The 23,237-nt window shown below is 61.1% G+C and carries 30 protein-coding genes; 8 read left to right on the top strand and 22 right to left on the bottom strand.

Features of this window, described 5'->3' with window-relative positions; translation table 11 throughout:
• From istA to YH3_RS33970, 4 genes are all read right to left on the bottom strand, one after another.
• Positions 1–1,080 (bottom strand): IS21 family transposase (istA, locus tag YH3_RS33980; RefSeq protein ID WP_154100412.1); only part of this gene is annotated, 1,080 nt, incomplete at its 3' end.
• 226 nt (positions 1,081–1,306) lie between these two features.
• Positions 1,307–1,612 carry a hypothetical protein gene (locus YH3_RS35360; RefSeq protein WP_082920792.1) on the bottom strand — a complete coding sequence of 102 codons (306 nt, stop codon included), beginning with the start codon at positions 1,610–1,612 and terminating at the stop codon, positions 1,307–1,309.
• Positions 1,613–1,750: 138 nt separating this feature from the next.
• Positions 1,751–2,092 carry a hypothetical protein gene (locus tag YH3_RS33975; protein ID WP_064445094.1) on the bottom strand — a complete coding sequence of 114 codons (342 nt, stop codon included), beginning with the start codon at positions 2,090–2,092 and terminating at the stop codon, positions 1,751–1,753.
• On the bottom strand, positions 2,089–2,349 hold the full coding sequence (locus YH3_RS33970) for a WhiB family transcriptional regulator (protein WP_064445093.1): 261 nt from the start codon (positions 2,347–2,349) through the stop codon (positions 2,089–2,091). Before YH3_RS33970 ends, YH3_RS33975 begins: the two co-directional genes overlap by 4 nt.
• Before the next feature lie 142 nt (positions 2,350–2,491).
• Here YH3_RS33970 and YH3_RS33965 point away from each other — a divergent pair, with 142 nt between their 5' ends.
• Positions 2,492–2,842 (top strand): hypothetical protein, encoded by a 351-nt coding sequence (locus YH3_RS33965; RefSeq protein WP_064445092.1) that lies wholly within the window; start codon positions 2,492–2,494, stop codon positions 2,840–2,842.
• Positions 2,843–2,853: 11 nt separating this feature from the next.
• Here the strand turns inward: YH3_RS33965 and YH3_RS33960 are convergent, their stop codons facing one another.
• The 5 genes from YH3_RS33960 to YH3_RS37045 are packed head-to-tail and all read right to left on the bottom strand — an operon-like array spanning position 2,854 to position 6,062.
• Positions 2,854–3,570 carry a hypothetical protein gene (locus YH3_RS33960; protein ID WP_064445091.1) on the bottom strand — a complete coding sequence of 239 codons (717 nt, stop codon included), beginning with the start codon at positions 3,568–3,570 and terminating at the stop codon, positions 2,854–2,856.
• A gap of 59 nt (positions 3,571–3,629) precedes the next feature.
• Positions 3,630–4,355: a hypothetical protein gene (locus tag YH3_RS33955; RefSeq protein ID WP_064445090.1), complete on the bottom strand. Its 726-nt coding sequence runs from the start codon at positions 4,353–4,355 to the stop codon at positions 3,630–3,632.
• Positions 4,352–5,230, bottom strand: coding sequence for an RAMP superfamily CRISPR-associated protein (locus YH3_RS33950; RefSeq protein WP_011331662.1), 879 nt, complete (start codon positions 5,228–5,230; stop codon positions 4,352–4,354). The genes YH3_RS33955 and YH3_RS33950 overlap by 4 nt, the downstream gene beginning before the upstream one ends.
• Complete coding sequence (locus tag YH3_RS33945) at positions 5,230–5,643, bottom strand: hypothetical protein (protein WP_003941562.1); 414 nt, start codon at positions 5,641–5,643, stop codon at positions 5,230–5,232. The genes YH3_RS33950 and YH3_RS33945 overlap by 1 nt, the downstream gene beginning before the upstream one ends.
• Positions 5,640–6,062 carry a hypothetical protein gene (locus YH3_RS37045; protein ID WP_238592787.1) on the bottom strand — a complete coding sequence of 141 codons (423 nt, stop codon included), beginning with the start codon at positions 6,060–6,062 and terminating at the stop codon, positions 5,640–5,642. The genes YH3_RS33945 and YH3_RS37045 overlap by 4 nt, the downstream gene beginning before the upstream one ends.
• Before the next feature lie 398 nt (positions 6,063–6,460).
• On the opposite strand from YH3_RS37045, the gene YH3_RS33935 reads away from it, so the two are divergent.
• Complete coding sequence (locus tag YH3_RS33935) at positions 6,461–7,315, top strand: phosphoadenosine phosphosulfate reductase family protein (RefSeq protein ID WP_064445089.1); 855 nt, start codon at positions 6,461–6,463, stop codon at positions 7,313–7,315.
• A 645-nt stretch (positions 7,316–7,960) separates the two neighbouring features.
• On the opposite strand, the gene YH3_RS33930 is transcribed toward YH3_RS33935, so the two are convergent.
• From YH3_RS33930 to YH3_RS33885, 11 genes are all read right to left on the bottom strand, one after another.
• Complete coding sequence (locus tag YH3_RS33930) at positions 7,961–8,332, bottom strand: hypothetical protein (RefSeq protein WP_238592786.1); 372 nt, start codon at positions 8,330–8,332, stop codon at positions 7,961–7,963.
• 131 nt (positions 8,333–8,463) lie between these two features.
• Complete coding sequence (locus tag YH3_RS36350) at positions 8,464–8,637, bottom strand: hypothetical protein (protein WP_164490669.1); 174 nt, start codon at positions 8,635–8,637, stop codon at positions 8,464–8,466.
• Positions 8,637–9,584, bottom strand: a complete 948-nt coding sequence (locus tag YH3_RS33925; RefSeq protein WP_064445088.1) for a C40 family peptidase — start codon at positions 9,582–9,584, stop codon at positions 8,637–8,639. The genes YH3_RS36350 and YH3_RS33925 overlap by 1 nt, the downstream gene beginning before the upstream one ends.
• Before the next feature lie 187 nt (positions 9,585–9,771).
• Entirely contained in the window at positions 9,772–10,146 is a 375-nt protein-coding gene (locus YH3_RS33920; RefSeq protein WP_064445104.1) for a hypothetical protein, read from the bottom strand.
• A 193-nt stretch (positions 10,147–10,339) separates the two neighbouring features.
• A complete protein-coding gene (locus YH3_RS33915) occupies positions 10,340–10,735 on the bottom strand; it encodes a hypothetical protein (protein ID WP_082920798.1) in 396 nt (131 codons plus the stop codon).
• A 91-nt stretch (positions 10,736–10,826) separates the two neighbouring features.
• On the bottom strand, positions 10,827–11,750 hold the full coding sequence (locus tag YH3_RS33910) for a hypothetical protein (RefSeq protein ID WP_064445086.1): 924 nt from the start codon (positions 11,748–11,750) through the stop codon (positions 10,827–10,829).
• Positions 11,747–12,130, bottom strand: a complete 384-nt coding sequence (locus YH3_RS33905; RefSeq protein WP_064445085.1) for a hypothetical protein — start codon at positions 12,128–12,130, stop codon at positions 11,747–11,749. The genes YH3_RS33910 and YH3_RS33905 overlap by 4 nt, the downstream gene beginning before the upstream one ends.
• Positions 12,131–12,183: 53 nt before the next feature.
• Positions 12,184–12,468 carry a hypothetical protein gene (locus YH3_RS33900; protein WP_125053222.1) on the bottom strand — a complete coding sequence of 95 codons (285 nt, stop codon included), beginning with the start codon at positions 12,466–12,468 and terminating at the stop codon, positions 12,184–12,186.
• Positions 12,469–12,584: 116 nt separating this feature from the next.
• Complete coding sequence (locus YH3_RS33895) at positions 12,585–12,914, bottom strand: hypothetical protein (RefSeq protein WP_064445083.1); 330 nt, start codon at positions 12,912–12,914, stop codon at positions 12,585–12,587.
• 120 nt (positions 12,915–13,034) lie between these two features.
• Positions 13,035–13,379, bottom strand: coding sequence for a hypothetical protein (locus YH3_RS33890; protein ID WP_125053224.1), 345 nt, complete (start codon positions 13,377–13,379; stop codon positions 13,035–13,037).
• Between the two features lie 10 nt (positions 13,380–13,389).
• Complete coding sequence (locus YH3_RS33885; RefSeq protein ID WP_238592785.1) at positions 13,390–13,836, bottom strand: HNH endonuclease family protein; 447 nt, start codon at positions 13,834–13,836, stop codon at positions 13,390–13,392.
• A gap of 46 nt (positions 13,837–13,882) precedes the next feature.
• On the opposite strand from YH3_RS33885, the gene YH3_RS33875 reads away from it, so the two are divergent.
• The 6 genes from YH3_RS33875 to YH3_RS33850 all read left to right on the top strand — a co-directional run bounded on the left by YH3_RS33875 (position 13,883) and on the right by YH3_RS33850 (position 20,716).
• Positions 13,883–15,105 (top strand): IS3 family transposase gene (locus YH3_RS33875; protein WP_085989823.1). Its coding sequence is split into 2 segments (ribosomal slippage): positions 13,883–14,189 and positions 14,189–15,105, totalling 1,224 coding nucleotides; the frame shifts between segments, so codons are not numbered across the junction.
• A 398-nt stretch (positions 15,106–15,503) separates the two neighbouring features.
• Positions 15,504–15,920 (top strand): transposase, encoded by a 417-nt coding sequence (locus YH3_RS33870; RefSeq protein WP_064444968.1) that lies wholly within the window; start codon positions 15,504–15,506, stop codon positions 15,918–15,920.
• Between the two features lie 179 nt (positions 15,921–16,099).
• Positions 16,100–16,918, top strand: coding sequence for a DDE-type integrase/transposase/recombinase (locus YH3_RS33865; protein WP_081377669.1), 819 nt, complete (start codon positions 16,100–16,102; stop codon positions 16,916–16,918).
• Between the two features lie 20 nt (positions 16,919–16,938).
• Positions 16,939–17,907, top strand: coding sequence for a tyrosine-type recombinase/integrase (locus tag YH3_RS33860; protein ID WP_154100410.1), 969 nt, complete (start codon positions 16,939–16,941; stop codon positions 17,905–17,907).
• Positions 17,904–20,111 carry a site-specific integrase gene (locus YH3_RS33855; protein WP_058037609.1) on the top strand — a complete coding sequence of 736 codons (2,208 nt, stop codon included), beginning with the start codon at positions 17,904–17,906 and terminating at the stop codon, positions 20,109–20,111. The genes YH3_RS33860 and YH3_RS33855 overlap by 4 nt, the downstream gene beginning before the upstream one ends.
• The gene (locus YH3_RS33850) at positions 20,108–20,716 is read left to right on the top strand and encodes a DUF6262 family protein (protein WP_064445081.1); all 609 of its coding nucleotides are present in this window, start codon (positions 20,108–20,110) and stop codon (positions 20,714–20,716) included. Before YH3_RS33855 ends, YH3_RS33850 begins: the two co-directional genes overlap by 4 nt.
• Positions 20,717–20,728: 12 nt before the next feature.
• Here the strand turns inward: YH3_RS33850 and YH3_RS33845 are convergent.
• Positions 20,729–21,993, bottom strand: a protein-coding gene (locus YH3_RS33845; RefSeq protein WP_231783803.1) for an IS3 family transposase whose coding sequence is annotated in 2 segments (ribosomal slippage) — positions 20,729–21,690 and positions 21,690–21,993 — 1,266 coding nt in all. Because the reading frame shifts where the segments join, the coding sequence is not laid out codon by codon here.
• Between the two features lie 111 nt (positions 21,994–22,104).
• The gene (locus YH3_RS33835; RefSeq protein WP_174519535.1) at positions 22,105–22,809 is read right to left on the bottom strand and encodes an HNH endonuclease family protein; all 705 of its coding nucleotides are present in this window, start codon (positions 22,807–22,809) and stop codon (positions 22,105–22,107) included.
• Positions 22,810–23,237 lie beyond the last annotated feature (428 nt).

The raw sequence follows: 23,237 nt of genomic DNA, 5'->3' as shown, positions 1-23,237 counted from the left end.
GGATGCGCGCAAGGAGACGCGGACGCGGCGGTGGATGAACCGCGCCGGGACGGAGTACCGGGCCATGCGGACGGTGATCATCGCGGAGCGGTCGACCATCGGGTTCAGCATCAGCCCGGGGTCGAACCCCTCGACCGGGAGCGGCGCGAGGTTCTCGCGTTCGGTCGCGAAGTCCTCGCCGACGGTCCGGATCCGCGACGAGATCCGTCGGCGGTCGTCGGCGGCGTCCAAGGCACGGACCTTCTCGTTCAGCTCGTCGAGCGAGTCGACGACGGGCATGGGCACGAGGTGCTGGCGGCGGAACCGGCCGACGTCGCCTTCCACACCGCCCTTCTCATGTGCCCCGGCGATGCCCGGCTGGCAGTAGAACGCGTCGAACCCGAAGTGAGAGCGGAACAGCACCCAGCGGTCGTTCTCTACCCGCTCACGACCGCGCGCGTTGACGACCCGGGTGACTGCGGCGGTGAGGTTGTCGTACCGGACGTGCCGGGCGGGGATGCCGCCGATCTCGTTGAACGCGGCGATGTGGCCCTCGAGGAACGCCTCTTGGCCTTGGGTGGCGTAGATCCGGTGCACCGCCTTCCCGGAGTAACTCAACCTGAATGTGAAGAGGAAGACCTTCGTCTTCACCCCGGCCAGGATGACGTAGAGCTCGCCGAAGTCGACTTCTGCTTCTGCGCCTGGCGCGTGCTCCTGGGGGATCATGACTTCGACCCGGCGGCCAGCTTCGAGGCCGATCTGCGTGCGGCGGATGCGGACGTAGTCGCGAACCGTCGAGTACGACACCTCAATGGCGTCGTGTTCCTCGATGAGGCGGACGTGGATCCGGCGGGCGGTGTGCCGTTGCTTCCGCGGCGCCTCAAGGTCGGCGCGGAGCATGTCGTCGATGGCCGACTTGAACGGATCCAACCGGGGCGAGGAACGCACCGGGGTCTTCCGCGGCGGTGGTTCCGCGGACGTGAGGGCCCGGCGAACGGTGCCGCGTCCGACTTGGTGCTTGCGTGCGAGCGCTCGGATCGACATGCCCTCGACCCGGGCGTCCCGACGGATCGCAGCGAACAGTTCCACACGCACCCTCATCCCGAAACCCACTTCCGGTGCCGCGAGGACCGCTGGATGCGGGTCCTCCTGACGCCACGGAAGTGGGTCCAGATCAAGCCGTCACGACGCCACGCCGAAGCCCGGGTGGGTCCCGAATCAGACCGTCACACTGGTCCCGAATCAGACTGTCACCGCCACTCATGTCTCTACTCTGCGTGGGTGGTTCTGATTTCGCGCGGTTTTCAGGCGAGAGACTGCAGGACACTCACTGAGCACGCCGACCATCAGCCGTACTTTCACGTAGCTCCATACGCAGACACCGAGTCAGCCGATCTTCTCTTCCAGGCCGTTCAGGGTCTATCCCGTGATTGTTGTCGAGCAGATACGCGTTGGGCTCGACGACTCGGCAGGCCGGACACTGCCATCCGCTCAATCTTGTGCCCTTCTGTATCCCGCCTGCGCAATCCCACGATGCGGTCCACATCGCCGGGATCATGCGCTCTGACCACTCTCGAAAAGCAATCACACCCCGCAGTTCGATGTCGAAAAGCGTGACCTGCGCGTCGTTCATCGCATTTCCTGGATCAACTCTGCTGCAGGCCCGAGCACTTCGTCTTCGTCAGTCGCATCCTTTGCTCCTCGAAGGGCAACGGTGAGGCCGGCAACACCTAACAGGCATGTCATCGAGGCACCTGCCATGAACAGAAGATCACCCACGCGAGGTACCGATTTCGCTTGCCGGACGGATCCACGAAATCCACGCCTCATGCTCGTCTGCGTGCAGCGGAACAGAACCCGGATCATCCGGGTGAGCGTCCGCCCACGCTGATTGTTCGGCCACAAGATCCGCCACCGTCGCCCATGTTTCCGAGGTACAAGGCGGATTCACAACAGCCGCTTTGGCGAGCGCTCGGCAGGTAGCTCCACTGAGACTGAGGAGCTCGGTGCCGCAAATCCCTCGATCCCAGATATACCGAGCGAGTTTGATGGAATCGGCATACCTCGCGGCCTCCTCGTACGAGGTATGGGTGAAGTCCACGTGGGTGGTCACTGTTGCACCCGCGGATAGCGACGACGCCGCTCCGAGGCGGTCAACCCACCCCAGACACCGAAACGCTCGTCGTTCGCCAATGCGAATGCCAAGCAGTCGACACGAACCTCGCATCCTGCGCAGACCCGCTTCGCCGGCCGGACAGCTTCTCCCGGTTCAGGAAAGAATGCTTCGGGATCAGTGCGTTGGCACACTGCCCGCTCCTGCCACTCGACATTCCCAGCGGTATCGCCCGGGTGAATCTCGGTGATGGTCATAGCAACCACGACTCCTCTACACATCGGCCTCTCGGATTGATGGGCGAACGGTAGCCGCGGACCTGGACAGCCTGAGTCGACGTCGGCATTGAAGCGAAAGTCGTACGATTCCCGAGGTGCATATTCAGGCACAACCACTCAGATGTGGCTCTCAAAGGAGACTGTCATTTCCAATAAATTTGATCTTTCCAACGCCGATCTGTCCGGATCGAACATCGCCATCGGCAGTTCGGACTTCACCCAAAGCATCGGAACCCCCGCGAAGGGCGATCGCGAAACCCTCAAACAAGCACTGATCGGTGCCGGCGTATCAGCCGAGAGCTTGGAAGAGCTTTTTCAAGCCATCGCAGACGATGACGCCACCGAGCCGGGGCAAGGATACGGATCTCGCGTCAAGCAGTGGTTGGACGAGCAAACCGCCACTGTGCTGCCGGCGATCGCGACCGCTATCACCAACGCGGTCTTGCTGTATCACGGGCTGCCAGTGAGCTGAGCTCTAGACAATCACTCCCCGGCGGGCTCGGGGTCCTGGGCAATCTTCTGACTGAATTCCGAGCCTCCGAGGACGTTGTTCGAGCCCGAAAGATTCGAGTGCTGTAGGTAAAAATAATTGTTGACCACACTTGAGGCACGCTCATTCGTGCTGCGGCCCGCCCCCGGACTGCCCAGGCTCGGAGTTTCCTTCTGCAATTTCAGCGCTAGGTTGAGAGCGGTATTGCGGATCTCCTCAATGATTCCCTCCAATTGGCTCTGGTCCGCGTGCATATTTGCTGCCACCAAGCCCCAACCTGGCTCCATGATTGCTTTGGCAGTCCCTTGCTTCACCATCAGGTTGTAAGCAACCACCGCATCGGGCACCCAACCAAATGAAATCCCCCCAGCCTTGTCAGCCCAGTTTTTGATCTGGGCAGCACCTTGATCGAAGGTCAACGTGAACAACGGGCCACCACGGAAATTCTCAGGAAATGTGATCTCGGCAATTGGAACATTTGTGGTCTGACTCCCCCACCTGCTTATGAAATCACCACGCACCACTGCAGGAAACGGGCCGCGATACGCGGGCAGATCATCCCCGGGCCTGTACCCGGAAGCCTCTAAATTCGCCCATTTCTCGAGCTCAACCGCGCCAGTTAAGGAGCCGAGCACCTTAACCTTTCGTAGCAGCTCGGGCACAGGGGTATCTCCTGCCGCTGCCGCGATTAGATCCTGGAGAAATGTCATGGAGGTATCACACCAGATAGGGGCCGGAGCCCGCCCTTTGGTGTGGTGTCACTTGGGCGTCATAGCGGCAGGTGGAGTTCGCGCATCCGCGTCGGGTGCATGTAGGGCGGGCGAACACCTGCCAACCCGAACCCCGAGGTGACCGGCGTATCTCGCGAGGCCACACATGCGGCCGGTGTCGTGCGTCCCAGCGTCCCGTCGGCGTGCTCGTGCGAGAACTCCCACGGATCCTCGCCTGCGCGGTTCTCGAACTCCCACCGCAGAACTCGGCCCTCCCCGTGTGCGCGTTTCTTCCCGATCACATCGAGACCGGACAATATCGCCGCGACGGCCGTCAGGTCACCCACACCGCGCCAAGTGACAGTTCGCGAGTTGGTGATCATCAACGGCATGTACCTCGCCCGGTAGCGGCCCTGCCGGTCCGAGATCACTGCCGGCACGCTCGCCGCGAGTTCCTCGAGCCCTCGGTGATCAGTTCTGCTCGCCCAGTGCCGCACTACCGGATCTCCTGCCGGGTCTTCGGGGAACGAACACGTCGCGCACCAATGCCAGTCCGCGCCAGCCAGAGTGCAGTGCGCGAGAGGCAATTCGAGATCCGGCGGGGTCGCCTGCGGCGAGAGCGCCGGCACGTATGCGCCGCGGTCGAGGGCGCTCGCTTTGTGGTCGGCCCACAGTTCCGCAGCGAGGATGCCGTCCAAGGCGATCCCCCAGGGGCTTGCATGTGCCAACCCGGATGAGAGATGCGCCCTGACCAGGAAGGGAGCGAAAGCGTTGTCTGAGTTCATGTCAGCCACCCCAGTGCCTCGATCACGTCTTCTCGTAGCGGTTCCAGTTCCGCTCGCCAGTCCGCGACCTGCGGGCCGGGGCCGGTCAACACGGTCAGCTCCGACTCGGCGCGGACTCTGCCGTGCCCGATCGCGCTGCGCCCACCCAGGAAGCCGTCTCGCGAGAATCGTTCCCACACGTCACTGAAGAAGGCGATGTCGCGGTCGGTTGCCCGGTCCAGCCTCAGGAATGTTTCGAAATGTGTTCCTGCGGGCAATGTCTCGACCTCGAAGCGCATCAACATCGACGTCTGGTGCGCCGAAGTTCCCGACCCGGGCACGGTGTCGGCATCGAAGGGCGCAGGGAAGGATTTGGTTCCGGCGTCGTCGAAGCGGCTGTAACTTTCCAGGGACATGAGCTCGAATTGCGACATCAGCACTCCCGGGTAGGGCCTGCTCATGATCGATTCTGTTTCCTTCACTCGGGGAACGACTTTGCCGACTTTGAGACATCCGTCGATCGGCGGCGCACCGCCTCCGTTTCCTCCGAACAGACTGATCGGCGGGACCAACTCGCGCAGGCGCTGACGCCGGCGGCCGGTCAGTGAGTCGCCGGCGACTTTGCTCAGGTTGCCGCCGTTGCGCAGTGCGTGCGCCGCGGAGAGAGGTATCTGTCTTTCGTAGCCGATCACATCGCGGAACAACTCCTCGGCGGTGCGTCGCAATGCTCCCCGCAGCGAGTTCCCCGACACGACCGGTACCAGCACTTTCCTCCCGTCCGGTTGCAGGATCGGTTCGCGGCGAAACAGTGTCGTCGTCGTTTCCGACTCCTCGCCTTTCTGCGAGATCGACGACAGGGCAGTCAGTTCGACATCCCATCTCACGGTCGAGCGCATCAGCTGACCTTCCTCGCGGCGCGGGCAGCGGCAACTGATTCGGCCACGATGCGGGTGCGCAGGACATAGGCCGTGGGGCGCTCCCGCAGCAGTGTCAGGACCGGCTCCGATTCGGCGCGCAGAAGAGCGGCCAGCTCCAGCCGTTCGTCGGTTGTTCGCGGCTCGGATTCGAGCGAACGTGAGACAACCGACCACCAACGATCGAGGTCGGCTCCTCCGACGTACGTCGCGACGCGGACTCGGTTCGGCAAATGCTGCGTCCAGTACGTCGCCCGGCGCCGGCCCACCCACGAATCCCAGTCCACGCCGTAGTGCAACAGCAACAGCAGCCGCTCGGCCACGTTCTCCACACCGTGCAGCTGTGGGAGGCCTGCGGGAGCGGCAGCGAGCCAGCGGTCGGTCGGCGTCGTCATGCGTGCGCCTTGCTGCGAGGCGGTTTGGTGGCCAACAGCGCCAATGCCCACCATCGGTCGACGTGGCGGTACGGGGACAGGTGATCCCAGTCCTCGAAGATCGCCGGCCACCGACGCGCCGGCACTGTGCGTAGCACTGCATACGGGGCTGCGCTCTCGCCGAGCATGCGTTCGCCGAAGCCGTGAGAGCGCAGTCGGCGCATCGCGGCAGCTGCTGCGACATCGCGATCCGACCACGGCAAGGAGGTGTCTTCGACGGCAACAGCCCCCCACCGGGCGTGCGGCAGGATGTGTTTGCGGGCCGGGCGACGCAACGGCACCACCAGCGCGATCTCAGACGTCAACGGTGCCGACAAGGTCCGGGCCAGGCGCGGCTGCGTCAGTTCGGTCATCGCCGGCGCGGTGGTGATCAGATGCATTCGGGTTCGCAGCTCCGGGGTCTGATACGCCCACCGGCACGGTGCGCAGAGACCTTTCTCGGTCGGAGCCTTCCACGAGTCGAATGCGGTGAAGGTCCGTGAGATCGCCGACCGCGCGGGCTCGATCGGTGTGTCGGCCTTCGCGCAGCGCGCACACCGCCCCCTCTGCAGTGGGTCCTTCTCAGATGAACGATTCGTCGATGCGAACGCCGCCTCTACGACCTCCACGCACGAGGTCACCTCCTGTAGTTTTTCTTTCATCACGCTCGTCCTCCTGTGCAGGTGCCCCGAGTCGGATCGGCTTCGAGGCCTTACATACACAGGAAGATCCGGCCGAAGGGCCGCGTGTGACAACAACGCCAGAAATACTCATCGAGCACCCAGGAAGCGGCAGAGATATGAGTGGCACCCCTCGCGCGGACGGACTAGATCTGACCACACTGCGCGCACTGCGGCGCCCACGTCCGAACCTGGCCGCGATCAAGGAGCGCATCGAGGAACACCTCGACAATCACGACGGATATCTCGCCTTCTCCGGCGGCAAAGATTCACTCGTCGCCCTGCACCTGACCACAGCGGTCGAGCCGAACATTCCTGTCGTCTTCTTCGATTCGGGGCTCGAATACCCACAGACCTACGAGTACATCGCCGACCTCGCCGACGCATGGAACCTCAATCTCGAAGTGCACCGAGCCGACCCACCCCTGCTGACCGTTCTCGCGGACTCCGGCGAATGGGATCACCGCCTGCCCACACGAGCAACAACGCGAGCGCTCCGCGACATTCTCATCGGAGCACCCTCACGCGCGGCCCACCAGGCTCACGGATCGGGCGAGATCTGGGGTGTACGTGCCGACGAATCAGCGAAAGGGACCGGACGCTGGTCGATGTACTACAACGCTCTCAACGTCCGAGTCACCGAAGATTGCACCGACTGCTGCACCACAGCAGCGCAGCAGCGACTCACACATGGCGGTGCCCTCGACCGTGCCGACGGCACACACGTTTTCGGGCCGGTCTGGAACTGGAGCAGCGAAGACATCTGGACGCACATCGCCGCGCACGACCTTCCCGTCAACCCCGTCTACGACAAGCTCCGCCGACTCGGCACGTCCGAGCAGCACCTACGGGTCTCACACATCCTCGACGGAGCGTTCCTCGAACGCGGCCGCATCACCAGACTCAGACGCGGATGGCCTGCACTTTTCGAAGAACTCGCCCGAGTCCTCCCGCGGATCCGCGAATTCGTCTGACCTCGAAACCACATACGCTCGAAAGAAGCTACGCTTTCGGCGTTATTGGACTGCGCGCAAACAGTTTTCACCTTCGCGAGGGAAGCACCACGATTCCCTCACCAATTCAGTCACACACCTGGACCTCGACACTGGAGGTCGCTAGCGTCGCATAAACCAGTGCTTGCATCGCAATAACTTTCGCGCGCTCCATGTCCGTTCCCATCACGTGCTCCGATTGGTCGACGCGCGACAAAGCTCGGTCAGCCCAAAAAGTCGGACCCTGAACTGTAACCATGAGAATTGGCTCCTAAAAGAATTGGCGGGTTCGTGTTGACCCGCTCACAACCTTTCACACATGTGCAGCCGTCCGCGACCCCACTTTGCAACTCGGCGTTGCCCTCTCAATACGGCGACAAAAACAGCAGCAGGCCGCCACCTCGACCAATCTCGTGGGGAATATTCCCTCACAAGATCAGGACCGCCGATGGTGCTGCGGTCTGGGTCGGTGTGGCGACCTGCTGCTCGTCGCACATTCGAGATTAGCCGAGGGCTACGACACATCGATCAGAAAGGGTGCGCCGGCGGGCTGCTTTCTCACGCTTTTGCGGGCGCAGCGACGAGTCCCGATGTAGACGGACCGGGGGTATACGTGGTGTGCGTTTTTTAGGCCGAGCTGTCGTGCGCGGAATTCTGTTCGGACGTTTGGGGTGCATTCGCGGCGGCCGTGTTTTCTGCCGGCGCCGACGAGGATCGCTTGCTCGACGCTGCGGCCTTCTTCTTTTTCGGTGCGTTGTATCCCATAGCGGCGAGTTCCTTGACGGTCCACCCGCCCGCGATCGCGCGTTCGTGGGCGAGGCGGATCGTGTCCTCTGCCTCAACCCGTGCCGCGTCGATGGCAGCAAGCTCAGCTTCCGCCTCGCCGATGGCACCGACGAGAGCGACTCTCGTTGCAATCGCCTCCTGCGCCAACGATTCTGCGGCCTTGCGTGCTGTCTCCAGCGCCTTCTTGTGGCTTGACGGCGTTGTCGCGGTCATGGCAGTGGTATCTCCTTCACTCGAGGTTGTGCTCGCATCAATCTCAGCGGTGCTCTGTTGAGGTTCTCTGCTGTCGTTACGCAAATCGTAGTGGCCCGCGGCTGTGCTGTCGGGTGCGCTGTCCGTCACTGTCATCCCCTCCCACTGTGAGTGAGCGCAGCCGTCACTGCAGGCCCCCACTGAATCAACAGCGTCGTCAGCGCCGCCGGGATCAGGGCGGCGGCCCCGACACCACTGAGCGTCGAAACACTGCGACCTGGCCGCTCGGCCCGGCAGTTACTCACAGTGGAAGATAGGTCCGTCATCAGAGGAACCTGGCCGGGATCATGTCCGAACGGACTGCGCTGATCTGCACCAATTGACCGGTCTGAGGTGCCTCGATCATCTTGCCCTCGCCGAGATAGATCGCGACATGATTGGCGCCGTCAGCCTGCCAATTCCCAAACAGCAGGTCACCCGGCTGTGCCTGGCTCATCGGAATCTGGTGTCCGGCGCGGAACTGCTCCTGCGACGTCCGAGGCAGCACCTTGGTTCCGCCGCTTCCGATGAAGTACGCGAAGCGGCTCAGTCCGGAGCAGTCGTAACCGGCGATCGGGCCGCCCGTTCCATCACCCATCGACGGACCGGTCAACAAACCGCCGCCCCACTGGTAGGGAAGTCCGAGTGCCCGCATCGCAGCTTCGATGACAGCGCGAGCGAACTCAACATTGCGAGGAAGGTTGGGATCGAACTTCAAATCCGGCACCGCCGACGGTGCGAACAGGCCTGTGAGCGAGGGTATCCCGGCAGCGTTAGATGGTTGTGCGCTGAACACGGAGGGCAGAAGCGCAGGCCCTCCGGCAGGTGTCGTGTCATTCGCCGATGCGTCTTCGACAGCGGATCCGTTCGGCGCCGACACGGCCGGCGGAACCGAGTCCGGTCCGGGAGCAGGAAGGGCGACGTCGGGGATCAGAGCCTGTGCCTGCGGCGGGAGGATCTCTTGTATCTGCGCCGCAGCGTCTTTCAGTTCCGGGGGTAGCGCACTTTCCGCCTCGGACTGCCACGCAGGAGGAATCTGCTCCTGCAGCTGCGTCAGGGCAGTTGTTGCCTGGTCCAGGTACGGCTGCGGATCTGGAATGAACTGGGAGGCAGCCGGTGCCTGTTCCTCGACTACCGAGGTGATGGTGTCGGTGATGACTGGCTCTACGCCAGCTCCCTGCGCTGCCGATGCGCCGGCTACTGCGACGCCGACGATGAGTGATGCGATGTCCATGATGTCTTCCTTTGCCGGATGTTGGTGCGGCCGAGGGGAACAACTGTCTCGATGACCGCGGGGACTTTCCAGTGCGATCCGGACAGTAGAGACGGACCTGGACAGCTCAGGTGCCTGCAAGCAATCGACGAACATAAGACCAGGTCAACGACCTTCCCTGGCGAGCGCTCCGACGGCTCTTTTTCTTTCACCCGAGTAACTCGTACCCGAGCCGGAGGTCCTCGTCGGAGACAACGATGAGGTCATCGTCGTGTGTGCGCACCAGCCATTGCCCACACGAGAGCGGTATCCAGCGCCCCTCGGAATAGACGGCAGCGAATGCACCAACGTCGACGAATCGCGCGTAAGTGAGAGAGCCGAGTTGCTCCCACACATCAGGGTCATCGGCGAGAGACACCAACCGGTATGCACCAATCGCCTTGTCGGGAGTCGAGAGATCCTTCCACGCGAATTCCGTGAGTTCGTCGAGAGTGGTGTTACCGGGAATCGCATGAATCGAGTGAGACACAGGAGCCTTCACCCCATCAACGGCACCTAGTGGCCGAATTTCAGTGATGCTCATGGAGTCCCTCCCTCGGATTCTCGAGGCCACGTCTGCGCCCTCACTGCAGCGCAATTCGAGCAGTAGTTCTCGTCGACGGAATGTGTCCACCCTGGCTCGATCGCGGATCTCACGACACTGCACGATGACAAGTAGTTCACCGGAACTTCTCGAGTAGTTCCACACGCATCACAGTTCACGGTGATCGACATCGTCAATTGTCAACTCCCGGATTCACCAGAGCTCCGCCAGTTGCCCCCACTGTCATGGTCTCTGGCTCCGGAGCAATGATGGTGACAGGAACTGCGCCACGGATCCGCTCCTCAAATCTCAGGCAGAGCCGCGCGTACACCACCAACCCTGTTTCCGAGTTCGTCATAGTGCCACTGATCCACCGTTCGTCGATCCCGTCGATGATCTGTCTCAACGTCGGCCGACGTTCCCATTCTGCTTCGCGGGCGTACCGGTTGATCGCCGCGGCAATACGTTTAGGTTCGACGCCATGTCCGTAGATGCACACCGGTATCGCTGGATGAAAGTCGGGTGGAACGAGGAACCACTCTCTGAAAAGCCCGCGCAGCCTGCCCAGTGGGGTACTGGTGATTCGCACTCCGTAGTAGTGCTCACTGAAATTCTCGGGGCCGACTGGACTGAGGACATGCGTGCCCAGTTTCGCCCGACTCGTAGCGTGTCTTCCATGCTTAGCGATTTTCTCGACCACTTTCCCTCACTTCCGTTCTCTCACTTGCGTCGAAGCGGCCGGCGCAGTCTTCGAGATCTGCAATCGTCTGCCACGCGTGCTCCCAATCCCCACCTTCGTGAGGGTCCAGTACTTCCACGGCGTTTCGTAGGGCTAGTGCAGCGACACTGAACGCTGACACTGCGGTACGGGCAACCGGCGAGTTGACGAGATCCCTGTACGGGATGTCCTGCCGCAGACGGCACCGGCGGCACAGGCGTCCGTCGATATCCGAGTCCAGCCCATCGTGGTACCAGTCCGGCGTGACGCACCGGCAGTGCGTCTTCACTTCTTCTGTAACGGCTGGCAGGGAGTTCGGGCAGGGTTTGTTGGTTCCGCCGCCGCCGGCCGGGTAGCGCTCGTGAATCGTGTTGTGAGACCCATTCAGTCCGAAGCAGAACGGGCACCGTGTTACCGCCTTCGCATTCGTCTCCTCTTCCGCAGGTTCGGCAGGGGCGGAACCATCTGAACCGCCGACATTGTCGGCGGTTGCCGTACCGATATCGGGACACGCCTTGGCGGGTTCGGTTGCCAGGAACCATGCGAGCAGACGGTGGGCGGCTTCTCGGCTGGCGATGTTGCCGTACTGAAGCGCGCAATTCGACACCTGTCGTATCTCTTCCGCCTCTTCAGTGGTGATGCGCCGGTGACCGTTGAGCTGTAGCCAGTAGAAGACAGCTTTCCCTGCTTCCAGGAAGAACTCGTCGGGCTCTGAGCCGTAGGGGACACCTTCACTGGCTTCGATCGCGACTCTTCCGATGTCGATCGCGAGTTCGTCTGCGGCTGTGAGGTTATCGGCGTCGAAACCTGTTGCCGGTTCCGCTGCGGGGGTGAGGGATCCGTTGCCATGCTGGTGCGCGGTGGCGTCGGCTGGGGTGGCGGTCATCTGTGGTGTCCCCTTTCGATGTGGGCCTTGTTCGTTCGCCTCACGTCAGCGGCAGCTGTCACCTTGTGGGTATGTGGATGCAGCGACGTCGAGCAGTTCGACACGGCCGTGGTTGTGGTGCTGTGAAGGATCGCGAGCGCGGCACGGATATCGCGGGCTGCGGAGGCGAGGTGGGTGGCGATGTCCTGATTGTCGGCTTCGGCGGCGAGGAACAGTTCCAGCTCTTCTGGGTACGTTCTCGGGCCTGTGTAGAGCCCTCGGAGTTCTTCGCGTGCATCAGCTATCCCGGCGAGGGCATCGTCGAGGGCCGCGAGCATTGCTCGGAGTCGCCGTTCGGCCGGGTCGGGGAAAACTTCTGCGGGGCGGTATGTCTGAGTCATGAGCGGGTAACTCCTGTCGTGTCATGTCGAGTTTCGAGGACCGTTCGTAGGTGTCAGGAGGCGGAATCGGTCCCGGGGGTACGCCGATCGGCGGACGGGAGGACCGCAACGATGCGGCTCTGTACCGACCGCCTGCGGCTCACCTCGATGTCTCCGGCGATCAGCTCGCGCATCCGATCTGCGATGTCGCCGTCGTCTTCGTAACCGCTGCAGAAGATTCTGTCGTCCGGGCCGCGCACACCGCGCTCTGTATCGAGGATCGTGTAGTACGGGACCCTGCGGAGGTTGAACGGGCTGGTAAGGATCGCGAACCTGCCATCGCCGGATGTGGCTCGCACCCTCCACCATCGCCGGGACTCCGCGAATTGCACGCGGTGCCCAATTTCGAGCGCGGTTGCAGCGACCGAGAGTGATGAGCAGGGTGCGATTCGGTCGCCAACACCCGATTCATTGCTCACGACTGCGCCTCAGAAGACGTAGTTAGTAGGACATCAGGTGGAAGGGCGGCGAGGGCGGCGTGGATCTGTGCGGCGCGTTGGAGGGTGCCGCGTACGCCAGCGGGGTACGCAAATCCACGGACGTCAACCGGGTCAGGTTGCAACGCAAGGATAGACACGCGCTCGGCGAGAGACACGCGCTCAGCGAGCGCGGCGTGCTCACTGCAGGTAAGGGATTTGAAGCAGCCCGGCACCGGAATATCCCGTAGGGCGGATTCGAGGTGCAGCCAGGGTTCTTGGTTCGAAACCACGGCGCCCTGCATGTCTGCGCTGTCGATGCTCGTCATGGCTGAATTCCTTTTTTCCGAGAGGTTGGGATCGTTTCCGTGCGGAGATTTCGAGATTGAAGCCGAACAACATCGAGAGTCCGTAAAAGTCGAACGCAGGACACCCGTTGCGCCTTGGTTTCAGGCGATAGGACCGGTGGTAAAGGTCAGGATCTCGGACAAACGGCCGGAGAACACGAGGTAGATGATGATTCCCAGTGCTACAGCACTGACCAGAACCGGGATGAAGGAGACGAGTCGGATCGGCTCTCCCCGGTCGACGGCCCCACTGATGCCGTTGCCGACGGCCACGCCGACTGGGATCAACGCGAAGAACCCGAGAAAGTAGAGCCAGGCTCCGGTCGCCACACCTCCCATGAGTGCGGCGCCTGCGGCGAAACCTATCGTCGCGATTGCCCGACTGAGGCGGGTTCGTCGTCTACCGTTCGACAAGCGGATGTGATCATCACCATCGGTAGAACTCATCTACTTCTCCTCATTTCTGTGCGCATGCACTGCGCGCCGCGCCGGCATCGGCGGCAGTGATCATCAGGTGATATTTCACGGCCACGGTGAGATATCTGATGGCGTAGTCACATTGGAATGCAGCGTTGGGGGGAAGCCAGGTGTCGAGGCCTTGATCGGACTTCGATTGGTTTGCTTTGCCCTGGGAGGCAAGCAAGTTGACGTCCGTGTCGTTGGCGAAGTTCACCCTTTGCTGCGGAGTCCAATTCGCTGCCCCCGCATCCCAGGCTCTCGAAAGTGCCACGACATGGTCGATCTGAATGGCCGAAGGATTGGACGTGGAGAACGCGATATCGGTTCCGGTGTACGGGTCGTGAAGCGTGCCGGCGATAACTTTGCAGTCGCGAGTTCCGGGCTTGAATGCGACATCGACAAGTTGAATTTTCAAGACGGGGCCTTGACCCCGCGGGTTGGACACGCTTGATCCTGGTCTCAGACCAGGGAAAGCGAGAAGATCTAACCCGATGGCAAAGAAAAATTACTCCGAAGAGTTCCGCCGCGACGCAGTCGAGCTGTACCGCGACACCGGCGGCGCGACCGTAGCCGGGATCGCCGCCGATCTCGGCGTATCCCACGGCTCCCTGACCACATGGCTGAGAAATGCGGGTATCCCGATCCGCAGACCCGCCGCCACCGCTCCGGGGCCCGGCACCGGCGAGACACCCGAGCAGGAAGCCGCCAGGCTCCGCGCCGAGGTCGCACACCTACGCGCGGAGAAAACCAAGCTCGAAACTGAGCGAGACATCCTGCGGTCGGCGGCCAAATATTTCGCCGGAGAGACGAATTGGTGAACCGCTTCCAGTTCGTTGCAGACCACTCCGACACCTACCCGGTGAAGCGGTTGTGCCAGGTCATCGATATCGCCCGCTCGTCGTACTACGCATGGATCAACGCCGCCGAGAAACGAGCCGCCCGGGCCGCAGCCGACGCTGAACTCGCCGACAAGATCCGCGCCGTCCACACGGTGGACAACACCTACGGGCGGCCCCGGATCACCGCCGAGATCAATCACGGACAACCCGCCGACCAGCGGATCAATCACAAACGGATCGCACGGATCATGCGCGCCAACAACATCGAGGGCCTGCGACTGCGCCGAAAACACCGCACCACCATCGCCGAACCAGCCGACACTCCGTCGCCGGACCTGCTCAACCGTGATTTCACCGCGATCGCACCGAATACCCGATACGTCGGTGACATCACGTATCTGCCATGCGGGGACAATGAGTTCTTGTATTTGGCCACGGTGATCGACTGCTTCTCCCGCCGCCTGGTGGGCTGGTCGATCGCCGAGCACATGCGTACCGAACTCGTCGAAGATGCCTTAGGTGCCGCAGCACTGACCCGCGGCGGTCTTGCCGGTGCAGTGTTCCACGCCGATCGCGGAAGTCAATACACCTCAAAGGGTTTCGCGATGATCTGCGCGGATTTGGGTGTTGCGCAATCGATGGGAGCGGTGGGCACGAGCGCGGACAATGCCCTGGCCGAGTCGTTCAATGCGACACTCAAACGCGAAACGCTGCAAGGCGCAGCCCGCTGGGAATCGCCCCGGGCGGCAAGGCTCGCGGTGTTCCGGTGGATCACCCGCTACAACACCCGACGCCGGCACTCGTACTGCAACTATCTCAGCCCTGCCGACTACGAAAACGCTCACACATCCGATAGCCTGCAGAAAGCCGCGTAATCACAAACCCCGTGTCCAGTTTCCGGGGTCAAGGCCCACGTCATTGCGTGTTATCTCTAGCGCCGCATCAGGATGAAGGCACGGTAGGCACGGCGTGTCGGTCGCCCTGTCCCTCATGGTTATCTAATAGCGTCTATATCACAGGTGGGACAGCCATAGGAGTGGCGATGTCGTGTGCTGTAGAGAAGGTCATTTCACCGACGACGGGGCAGTCGGGTTGGGTGATCGTGGACGAAGAATCCATGCGCCCGGTCGCGGAGGCTTCCGAGTGGGTGCTGTTCATGCAAGGCGCCGGAAGGTCACCTCAAACAATCCGCGCATCCCTCTCTGTCAGGATTTAGTGAGACACTCGGAGGCAACCGAGATCACTCACTGAGGGCATGAAACGAGCACCACCGATGAGCAGCCCGAACCCCGAAACACCGTCAGATTCGCCGGCGGATCCTGCCCCGAAACCGACCCGCAGAACCTTCACCACTGAATACCGCAACCGCATCCTCGACGAATACAACAACGCCCCACACGGAGAGAAATCTGCAGTCCTGCGCCGCGAAGGTTTGTACCAATCTCAACTCCGAGAATGGGCCCAAGCCAGAACCGCAGCGGCCGGGAAGTCTCGATCGAAAGCGGTCGCCCATCCCGACACCGACGCCGCGACACGTAAGGAAATGGCCCGACTGACACGCGAGAACGCTCGTCTGGCAAAGCAATTGACGCAGACGGAGGCCGCGCTCGAGATCATGGGAAAACTTCACGTGCTCTTGGAATCCATCTCCGAGAGCACGGACACACCGCCCTTACCGAAGACGCACTGAACAGCACATTCGCCGACCTGCGAGCCGCCGAAATCCCCACCAGGCGATCCTGCATCCTGATCGGGCGATCCCGCGCCACCCACTACCGTCACCAGCAACCACCCGTTCAAGGTCCCCGGAAACCAAGACCCATCCCGGACAACGGCCAAGCGCTCACCGCATCCGAGCGAGCGAAAGTTTTGACCGTCATCAACAGCGACAAGAACGCTGACCTGGCCATATGTCAGATCTGGGCGCGGGAACTCGACGAGGGAAACTACTGGTGTTCACTGTCGAGCATGTATCGGATCGCCGCCGCGGCCGGACAAAACCGTGAACGCCGACGAACAGCGACACATCCACCGAAGGCGATCCCCGAACTCCTCGCCGACGGACCTTCACAGGTCTGGACCTGGGACATCACCAAACTTCGCGGGCCCACCAAGGGCGTGTGGTTTCACCTGTACGTACTGATCGACATCTACTCTCGCTACAACCCGTCGTGGATCGTGGCTGCACACGAAAGTGCTGAATTGGCAGCTGAATTCATTGCGGAAGCAATCGAGCGCAACGGCATCGCCCCGCACACCGTCCACGCGGACCGCGGCACTTCGATGACCTCAGGATTGGTGTCGGAACTGCTCACCAACCTCGGCATCACCCGGTCGCATTCACGACCGCGAGTATCGAACGACAACCCGTACTCCGAGTCGCAATTCAAGACTCTGAAATACCTGCATGATTTCCCGACTTCGTTTGCATCACTGGATGATGCACGAGTGTTCTTGGAAGGATTCTTCAACGAGTACAACCATATTCACCGTCATTCGGGAATTGCCTGGCATACGCCGGCGTCGGTGCACTTCGGGACCGCTGACGCGGTCGACGAGGCCCGGCAGATCACTCTGAACGAGGCTTACGTCGCGAACCCTGCCCGGTTTTCGCGCCGGCCAAGTCCGCCCGAGATGCCGACCGTATTCTTCATCAACGAACCGGTCTCGGAATCGCAGATCAACTGAACGTCACTGTCTCACTTGACTTGACACATAGCGCATACGTTCCTCGGGTCTGTTGGTTCTTGAACTGGACTGCCGGTCGCGGACTGGATTGGCACGAGATTCGTGTAGGTGAACTCACTCGTTTCAAATTCGCCGTCGAACACACCCCAACCGTCCACTACCGGCTGCGCTCCGGCAGATCGGTCAACGCAGTGATGACCGCTGTCGTCGAATTCCTCAGGTTCTGCGGAATGCGTGGATTGGTCTCCGCAGATGTTGTTTCTGGGCTGTCCCAGCCCAAGTACCTGGCCTACGCACCCCGCGATTTCCACGAAGGTGAATCCGGTCAGCATCGGCTGATTCGTGCCAGAACCCTCAAAGCGCCGGAAGTCGTAAAGCCTCCGGAAATTATTACTGAAGAACAGTTTTCGCATGCTCTGAACTCCGCGAACACCGAACGAGACCGTTTTCTGGTGCTGTTGCTGGTTCGTTCCGGACTCCGAATCGGAGAGGCATTGGGTTCGCGCCGTAGCGACCTGCATTTCCTTCCGACCTCGGTTCATCTGGGATGCCAGGAACGTGGACCTCATGTTCATGTTGTTCGGCGTGAAGGCAATTCGAACGGTGCCCGCGCTAAAGGACAATCCCGAGTCGTACCGGTCAGCGACGAGGTGGTCACTCAGTATCGCGAGTACCTTCTCGAACGAGACAGCGTGCCCACCGCAATGACCTCGGACTTCGTGTTCGTCAACCTTCTCGGGCATCACGCCGGTTCGCCGATGTCGTATTCGAACGCAAAACAGATTGTGGAAAGGATCGGCAACCGTGCCGGTTTCCGATTGCGGCCCCACATGTTCCGGCATACGGCAGCCACAATCTGGACGCGCAACGGCACCGGTATCGACGTGGTTCAGTCGTTGCTCGGTCATGTGAGCCGAGCATCGACCGCGATCTATCAACACCCCGACGCGGAGGACCTGAGGGCGGCAGTGGAAAGAGTGGGCATATGAGCATCACCGCTCTACCCGTCGAGTCAAGAGCCCTCTCGACTGGAAACGAACAGACCTGGAAAGCGTGGTTGATCGAACGAATCGACCCGCAATGGCGAGTCGCGGAATGGGATTCACGCCGACAGGTATTCACCGGAGACGTCGACAACGAAATGACAGCGGTCTATCTGTGCCGAGTCGACCGATGCATGACGGTCGTGGAAATCTTCGACCGCCGTTGCAGGCGGTGCGAACGCCACCGCAAGCTCAACGGGACCTCACCTTCATTCTTCGACCGGACATTCGACCCCGATTCGGTTCCACGAAGAGACGAAAAAGCCTTTTCGAAAGTCGATTTCGAACTCAGTGAGGTGAACGGCACTGTTGCGGCGGAGATTATTTACGGAGTGCAGCAGCGTGACCGTGATCAGATCATCTTGGTTCCGATGCGGATCCGCAGCATAGTTTCCCACCTCCCACCGGATTGTCGCTCACTGCTCGATGTCGCCGGAAATCGCCAGTTCGAGAAGGCACTCGGAGCTGCAGCCGGTGGTGTGTTCCGGTCGTTGGTCACACATCTGCAGCGGGCGCACGTCGTGTACTCCGGTACTGATCCCACCATGGCCGACGTGTGGAAACCTGCCGTCGTGGGCCTGCAAGCTGCTCCGGACCGGCGATACAGTGCGGCCGGTGGCGTTGTGGACTTCCGAGAGATCAGACAGCGATGGCTTCGAGAGATCACCAAACAATTCGGCCGCGAGGTACGCCCACCCGTGACGACACTGCGGCACACCGTTCATGCCGCCGAAATCGCTTCACGGCAACTCTCGCTGCGCACGAACGGCGATCACCCCGAACTACTCGACCACGGTGACATGAGCGCTGTCGTCGAGGGTTTCCGCACCAGCGCCGATCGAGAGGGCAAGCCCCATTCCTTCACCCATCGACGATCATTGCTCGGGTGGTGGCGCCGACTTCTCGAGTTCTCACGCCGCACGGGCGCAATGGATGACATCCCCGGCTCCTTCGCACTCGATCTGCGTTCGCACACAATTGCCCAGGTCGAGACCAGCGAGGACGACTTCGGACGCACGATCCCCGAACATGTCATCGCACAACTCGATCAACACCTCGAGCTGCTGGGTAGGCACTCCACGTACTCCGCGCCGGGCTGGAACCCTGACGACTACGCCATGATGTATCAGACGGTCTACCAGATCATCCGGGACACCGGTCGACGCCCGAGTGAGATCGTCGGGCTCAAACGCTCATGCCTGGACTGGGTCGACGGCAAGCCCACACTCGTCTACGACAACCGTAAACGTCGCAGAATGGGGCGTAGATTGCCGATCAGCACTGCAACGGCAACCGTGATCGACCAATGGCTCGACCACCTTCAATCGCTGTCTGTTCCGGACACACTGTGCGACTGGCTCTTTCCCACGCCGGGAACCCGCAACAACATTCGCCGCGGGCACTTGAGCGGTGCGCAGTTCGGGTCCCGGGCCTTCGCCATCTGGATCGATGCAATCCCGGAACTTGTCGACGAAAGACTCGACGATGACGGAAACCCAGCTCTCTACGACAGATCAATGATCACTCCTTACGGATTGCGGCACTCCTACGCTCAGCGGCACGCTGACAACGGCACACCGGTGGACGTCCTACGCGAATTGATGGATCACCGCAGCGTCGACACGACCATGGGATACTTCTCCGTCACACTCAAACGTAAACGCCAAGCCACCGAGGAGATTTCGAAGTTCGCGATCGACAGGCACGGACGACCGGCGGGATTCACGTCGGTAACGGAGTACGAGCGACAGTCGGTGGCCGTGCCCTTCGGAAACTGCACCGAACCCTCGAACATCAAAGCCGGCGGCCAACACTGCCCGATCCGATTCCAGTGCGCAGGATGCTCCTTCTACCGACCGGACCCGTCCTACCGGCCCGCAATCGAGCAGCATCTCGCAGAGCTGCGCACAGACAAAGAAACTGCAATCGCCACCGACTCCGCGTCGTGGGTGATCACCAACTTCGACGCCCAAATTCACGCGTTCACGGACGTCATCTCGTCGATGGACGCAATGCTTGCCGACCTGCCCGCAGACCAACGCGCGGTCATCGACAACGCCTCCCGCGAACTGAGGAAAGCGAGGACCGCAGCTGCCTTCATACCGCTCGAGTCCGTAACCACCCACACGAACGAGGACGAACAACGATGACTGCCGATGACCGTGACATACGAACCCAACGGCTCATCGCCTCCCGTCGACGTGACAGCGCTGACAAACAACGCAGAACGCTGACAGTCATCGCCGACCTCTCATCCGCTGGCGAACGCATCAACATCAGCGAAATAGCGCGTCGCGCAGGCGTTTCTCCATGGTTCATCTACAACACCGCAGCAATTCGAACCGCCGTCGAACGCGCCACAGAAGAGCACTCCCACACCGCCACCAGAAGCAGCGCCGGACGCACGTCCGCTACGGCGGACAGTCTTCACGCCGAACTGTTGATGGCGCGTGAGGAAGTTCGGGCGCTACGAACGGACCGAACCAAGCTCGAGACCAAAGTGCAACTACTACTCGGCAACCAACTCGAACACCTGCCGCACGACACACTGCTCGCCCGTATCCACGAGCTCGAACAGATAGCAGCCGAGCTGCGCTCGGACCTCGACTCCGAACGCAGACGCGCCGACACCATGACAACACGAACCGAAGAACTCCAGGACGAGCTCACCGCCGCCCGCGCCTCACTCAAAAGGATGGTTCAAAGCGTTTCTCCAGCACGACGAATCGAAGCAATTGAATCGCCCTGGGTCTGATGGAGGCTCTGGCTATTTGATTTCAACCAAGGCCTGCTCACCCTGCTCAGTAGCGTAGAACGTCTTCTCGTACTCTGCTGGCGGGATGTCGCCGCAGTGACCATGCAGCCGCCTGTGATTGTGCCAGTGCACCCACGACAGTGTCGCCAGTTCCACGTCGTCGATGCTGCGCCATGGACCAGGATGCGTTGGGCCGTAGATGAGTTCGTACTTGTAGTAGCCGTTCACGCTCTCGGCGAGAGCATTATCGTAGGAATCGCCCACGGTCCCGATCGACGGTATTGCACCGAGTTCGGCGAGCCGTTCGCCGTAGCGGACCGAGGTGAATTGACTGCCCGCATCGCTGTGGCAGCGCAGCCCGGTCAACCGTGTGCCGCGACTGAAGCGGGCCATCTCGATGGCGTCGAGCACTACCTGGGTGCGCATGTTCGCCGCGACGCGCCAGCCCACGATCATCCGAGAGTAAGCGTCGGTGATGAAGCAGACGTAGCCCATTCCCGCCCAGGTCGGGACGTGGGTGAGGTCGGTGACCCACAGTTGGTTCGGCTCAGTCGCAGTGAAATCCCGCCCAACCAGATCGGGGTGCCGATCCGCCCCGGCCGTTGCTCGGGTGGTACGCACCTTCTTCCCTCGCCGCACACCAGCGATCTGCTCGGCACGCATCAGCCGCGCGACCTGGTCACGGCCGACATCGATGCCCGATCTTCGGGCTGCTTTCCACAGTTTCCGCACCCCATATACCTGGTAGTTCTCCTCCCACAACCCCCGTAGCGCCGGCCGCAACCGGCTATCGGAGACCGATCTAGCTGACGGCGGTCGGCTTTTGGTGGCGTAGTAGCTGCTCGGAGGTATCTGCAAGGCCTTGCAGATACGCTCGACCCCAAGCCGCCGACCCGCGATGACATCGCCGCGATTGGCATCGATGAACGCGGTCATCTCTTGTGCTGGCGGCCCTGCTCCGCCCCGAAGAAAGACGCCGCACGCTTCAATATCTCGTTGGCGCGCTGCAGTTCTCGGATTTCCTGCTCGAGTTGCTTGATCCGATCGGCCTCGGCGGTGCTCACTCCCACAGTCAGACCGTCATCGATATCGGCCTGCTTGACCCACGACCTGACGGACTCGACCCCGTAACCCAACTGCGAGGCAACCCGCGCTGTCGTCCCATGCTCGGTCCCCAGCTCGGCCCGCAACGCCCGGACCATCCGCACCGCACCGGCCTTCTCCTCCGGCGAATACCGCCGCATCGTCGGCCTCCCTGACACCCGTTCATTCGGCATGCTTCCATCCTCGTTTCCAAGGCCAGAAGTCTCCACCGAACCCAGAGCGATTCACAATCGGCACATAAGAACACACCCCAGCAAGCATCGGAATCTACGCGGAACTGTGAATCAACACGCGGACAATACGGCAGACATCGCATCCTTCTCTGCTTGAGTCACCCACAGGCGGTAGACCGACTTCACCGTGATCTGCTTCGAGACGTAGGTGCATCGGTACGCCTTGTTCGGGGGAAGCCAGGATGCGGCATCGGAATCAGACTTCTTCGCGTTCGTCGGTCCATCCACCGGGATCAGATTTCGGGGATCGTTCGCCAGATTCGTGCGCTCCTGAAGACTCAATTGTTGCGCACCCTTCTGCCACGAATCGCTCAACGCGACCACATGGTCAATCTGAACCGCAGTCGAAGTATCCTGTCCCCGAACAAAATTGATCGTCTTTCCAGTGTAAGGATCAGCCAACGTGCCAGAGAGAACAACACATTGCTTCTTTCCTTCTTTGAAGACCACGTCAGTCAGCCGCGAAGCCAACAGATTATTGCGCGTATCGCACCCGTCATGCCCGAACTCCACATCGACATCATCAGACCATGCCTGACCGAACTGATCTCTGCTGTAACCAGTTTTCGGAGCACGCCCCTTCACCGGAAGCGTCTCCAACAGCGCAACGGAAGAAGCCACATCAACATCGTGCTGACCAGGGCTATCCACAGACAACGATCCTGCTGGGATCACATCCGCCAACGTCGTACTGCAACCGGAAATCGACAACCCGACCAAGGCAGTGACGGCAACCAGGAGGGAACGGGAACGCACCAAGCGACTATGCAACGTGAAACTCCTAAATCATATGCAGTGCAGAGGATCTGCACTCTTATCAACAAAACTCATGAGGATGATTGTCGGGAAATCCCGACATCAGACCAGGTGTGCTACACATCCACCGAACCCAATCAACCGGCCACGTGCGTGATTGAACATGCCATCGTCCCTATCCGTGCGGTCGAACCGGTCGACCGTCACACGAACTGACCATCGTCACTCACATAACTCACACCGTCGACATCGAACAATGGGGGCCTACCAGCAAGGTTTTGAGATATGTCAAAACTGCGTGCAGATAATGCGTGTGTCACAACCATTTCTGGCCAGGGGTCCGTCGTACTTGTCGGTCCATGCCGTGCCGAAAACGCAACTTTCTCTGAACAAGAATTCAAGCTTGGTAATCATGTGGAAGTCCTTCC

Source organism: Rhodococcus sp. YH3-3 (assembly GCF_001653035.1).
In the GTDB taxonomy this organism is placed as follows: Bacteria; Actinomycetota; Actinomycetes; order Mycobacteriales; family Mycobacteriaceae; genus Rhodococcus_F; species Rhodococcus_F qingshengii.
This window is presented reverse-complemented; position numbering and strand designations above follow the sequence as displayed.

Excerpts from the sequence above, each read along its gene's own strand:
- YH3_RS35360 (WP_082920792.1), bottom strand. The coding sequence starts at position 1,612 with ATGAACGACGCGCAGGTCACGCTTTTCGACATCGAACTGCGGGGTGTG.
- YH3_RS33970 (WP_064445093.1), bottom strand. The coding sequence starts at position 2,349 with ATGACCATCACCGAGATTCACCCGGGCGATACCGCTGGGAATGTCGAG.
- YH3_RS33965 (WP_064445092.1), top strand. The coding sequence starts at position 2,492 with ATGTGGCTCTCAAAGGAGACTGTCATTTCCAATAAATTTGATCTTTCC.
- YH3_RS33960 (WP_064445091.1), bottom strand. The coding sequence starts at position 3,570 with ATGACATTTCTCCAGGATCTAATCGCGGCAGCGGCAGGAGATACCCCT.
- YH3_RS33955 (WP_064445090.1), bottom strand. The coding sequence starts at position 4,355 with ATGAACTCAGACAACGCTTTCGCTCCCTTCCTGGTCAGGGCGCATCTC.
- YH3_RS33950 (WP_011331662.1), bottom strand. The coding sequence starts at position 5,230 with ATGCGCTCGACCGTGAGATGGGATGTCGAACTGACTGCCCTGTCGTCG.
- YH3_RS33945 (WP_003941562.1), bottom strand. The coding sequence starts at position 5,643 with ATGACGACGCCGACCGACCGCTGGCTCGCTGCCGCTCCCGCAGGCCTC.
- YH3_RS37045 (WP_238592787.1), bottom strand. The coding sequence starts at position 6,062 with ATGCATCTGATCACCACCGCGCCGGCGATGACCGAACTGACGCAGCCG.
- YH3_RS33935 (WP_064445089.1), top strand. The coding sequence starts at position 6,461 with ATGAGTGGCACCCCTCGCGCGGACGGACTAGATCTGACCACACTGCGC.
- YH3_RS33930 (WP_238592786.1), bottom strand. The coding sequence starts at position 8,332 with ATGACCGCGACAACGCCGTCAAGCCACAAGAAGGCGCTGGAGACAGCA.
- YH3_RS36350 (WP_164490669.1), bottom strand. The coding sequence starts at position 8,637 with ATGACGGACCTATCTTCCACTGTGAGTAACTGCCGGGCCGAGCGGCCA.
- YH3_RS33925 (WP_064445088.1), bottom strand. The coding sequence starts at position 9,584 with ATGGACATCGCATCACTCATCGTCGGCGTCGCAGTAGCCGGCGCATCG.
- YH3_RS33920 (WP_064445104.1), bottom strand. The coding sequence starts at position 10,146 with ATGAGCATCACTGAAATTCGGCCACTAGGTGCCGTTGATGGGGTGAAG.
- YH3_RS33910 (WP_064445086.1), bottom strand. The coding sequence starts at position 11,750 with ATGACCGCCACCCCAGCCGACGCCACCGCGCACCAGCATGGCAACGGA.
- YH3_RS33905 (WP_064445085.1), bottom strand. The coding sequence starts at position 12,130 with ATGACTCAGACATACCGCCCCGCAGAAGTTTTCCCCGACCCGGCCGAA.
- YH3_RS33895 (WP_064445083.1), bottom strand. The coding sequence starts at position 12,914 with ATGACGAGCATCGACAGCGCAGACATGCAGGGCGCCGTGGTTTCGAAC.
- YH3_RS33890 (WP_125053224.1), bottom strand. The coding sequence starts at position 13,379 with ATGAGTTCTACCGATGGTGATGATCACATCCGCTTGTCGAACGGTAGA.
- YH3_RS33870 (WP_064444968.1), top strand. The coding sequence starts at position 15,504 with ATGAGCAGCCCGAACCCCGAAACACCGTCAGATTCGCCGGCGGATCCT.
- YH3_RS33855 (WP_058037609.1), top strand. The coding sequence starts at position 17,904 with ATGAGCATCACCGCTCTACCCGTCGAGTCAAGAGCCCTCTCGACTGGA.
- YH3_RS33850 (WP_064445081.1), top strand. The coding sequence starts at position 20,108 with ATGACTGCCGATGACCGTGACATACGAACCCAACGGCTCATCGCCTCC.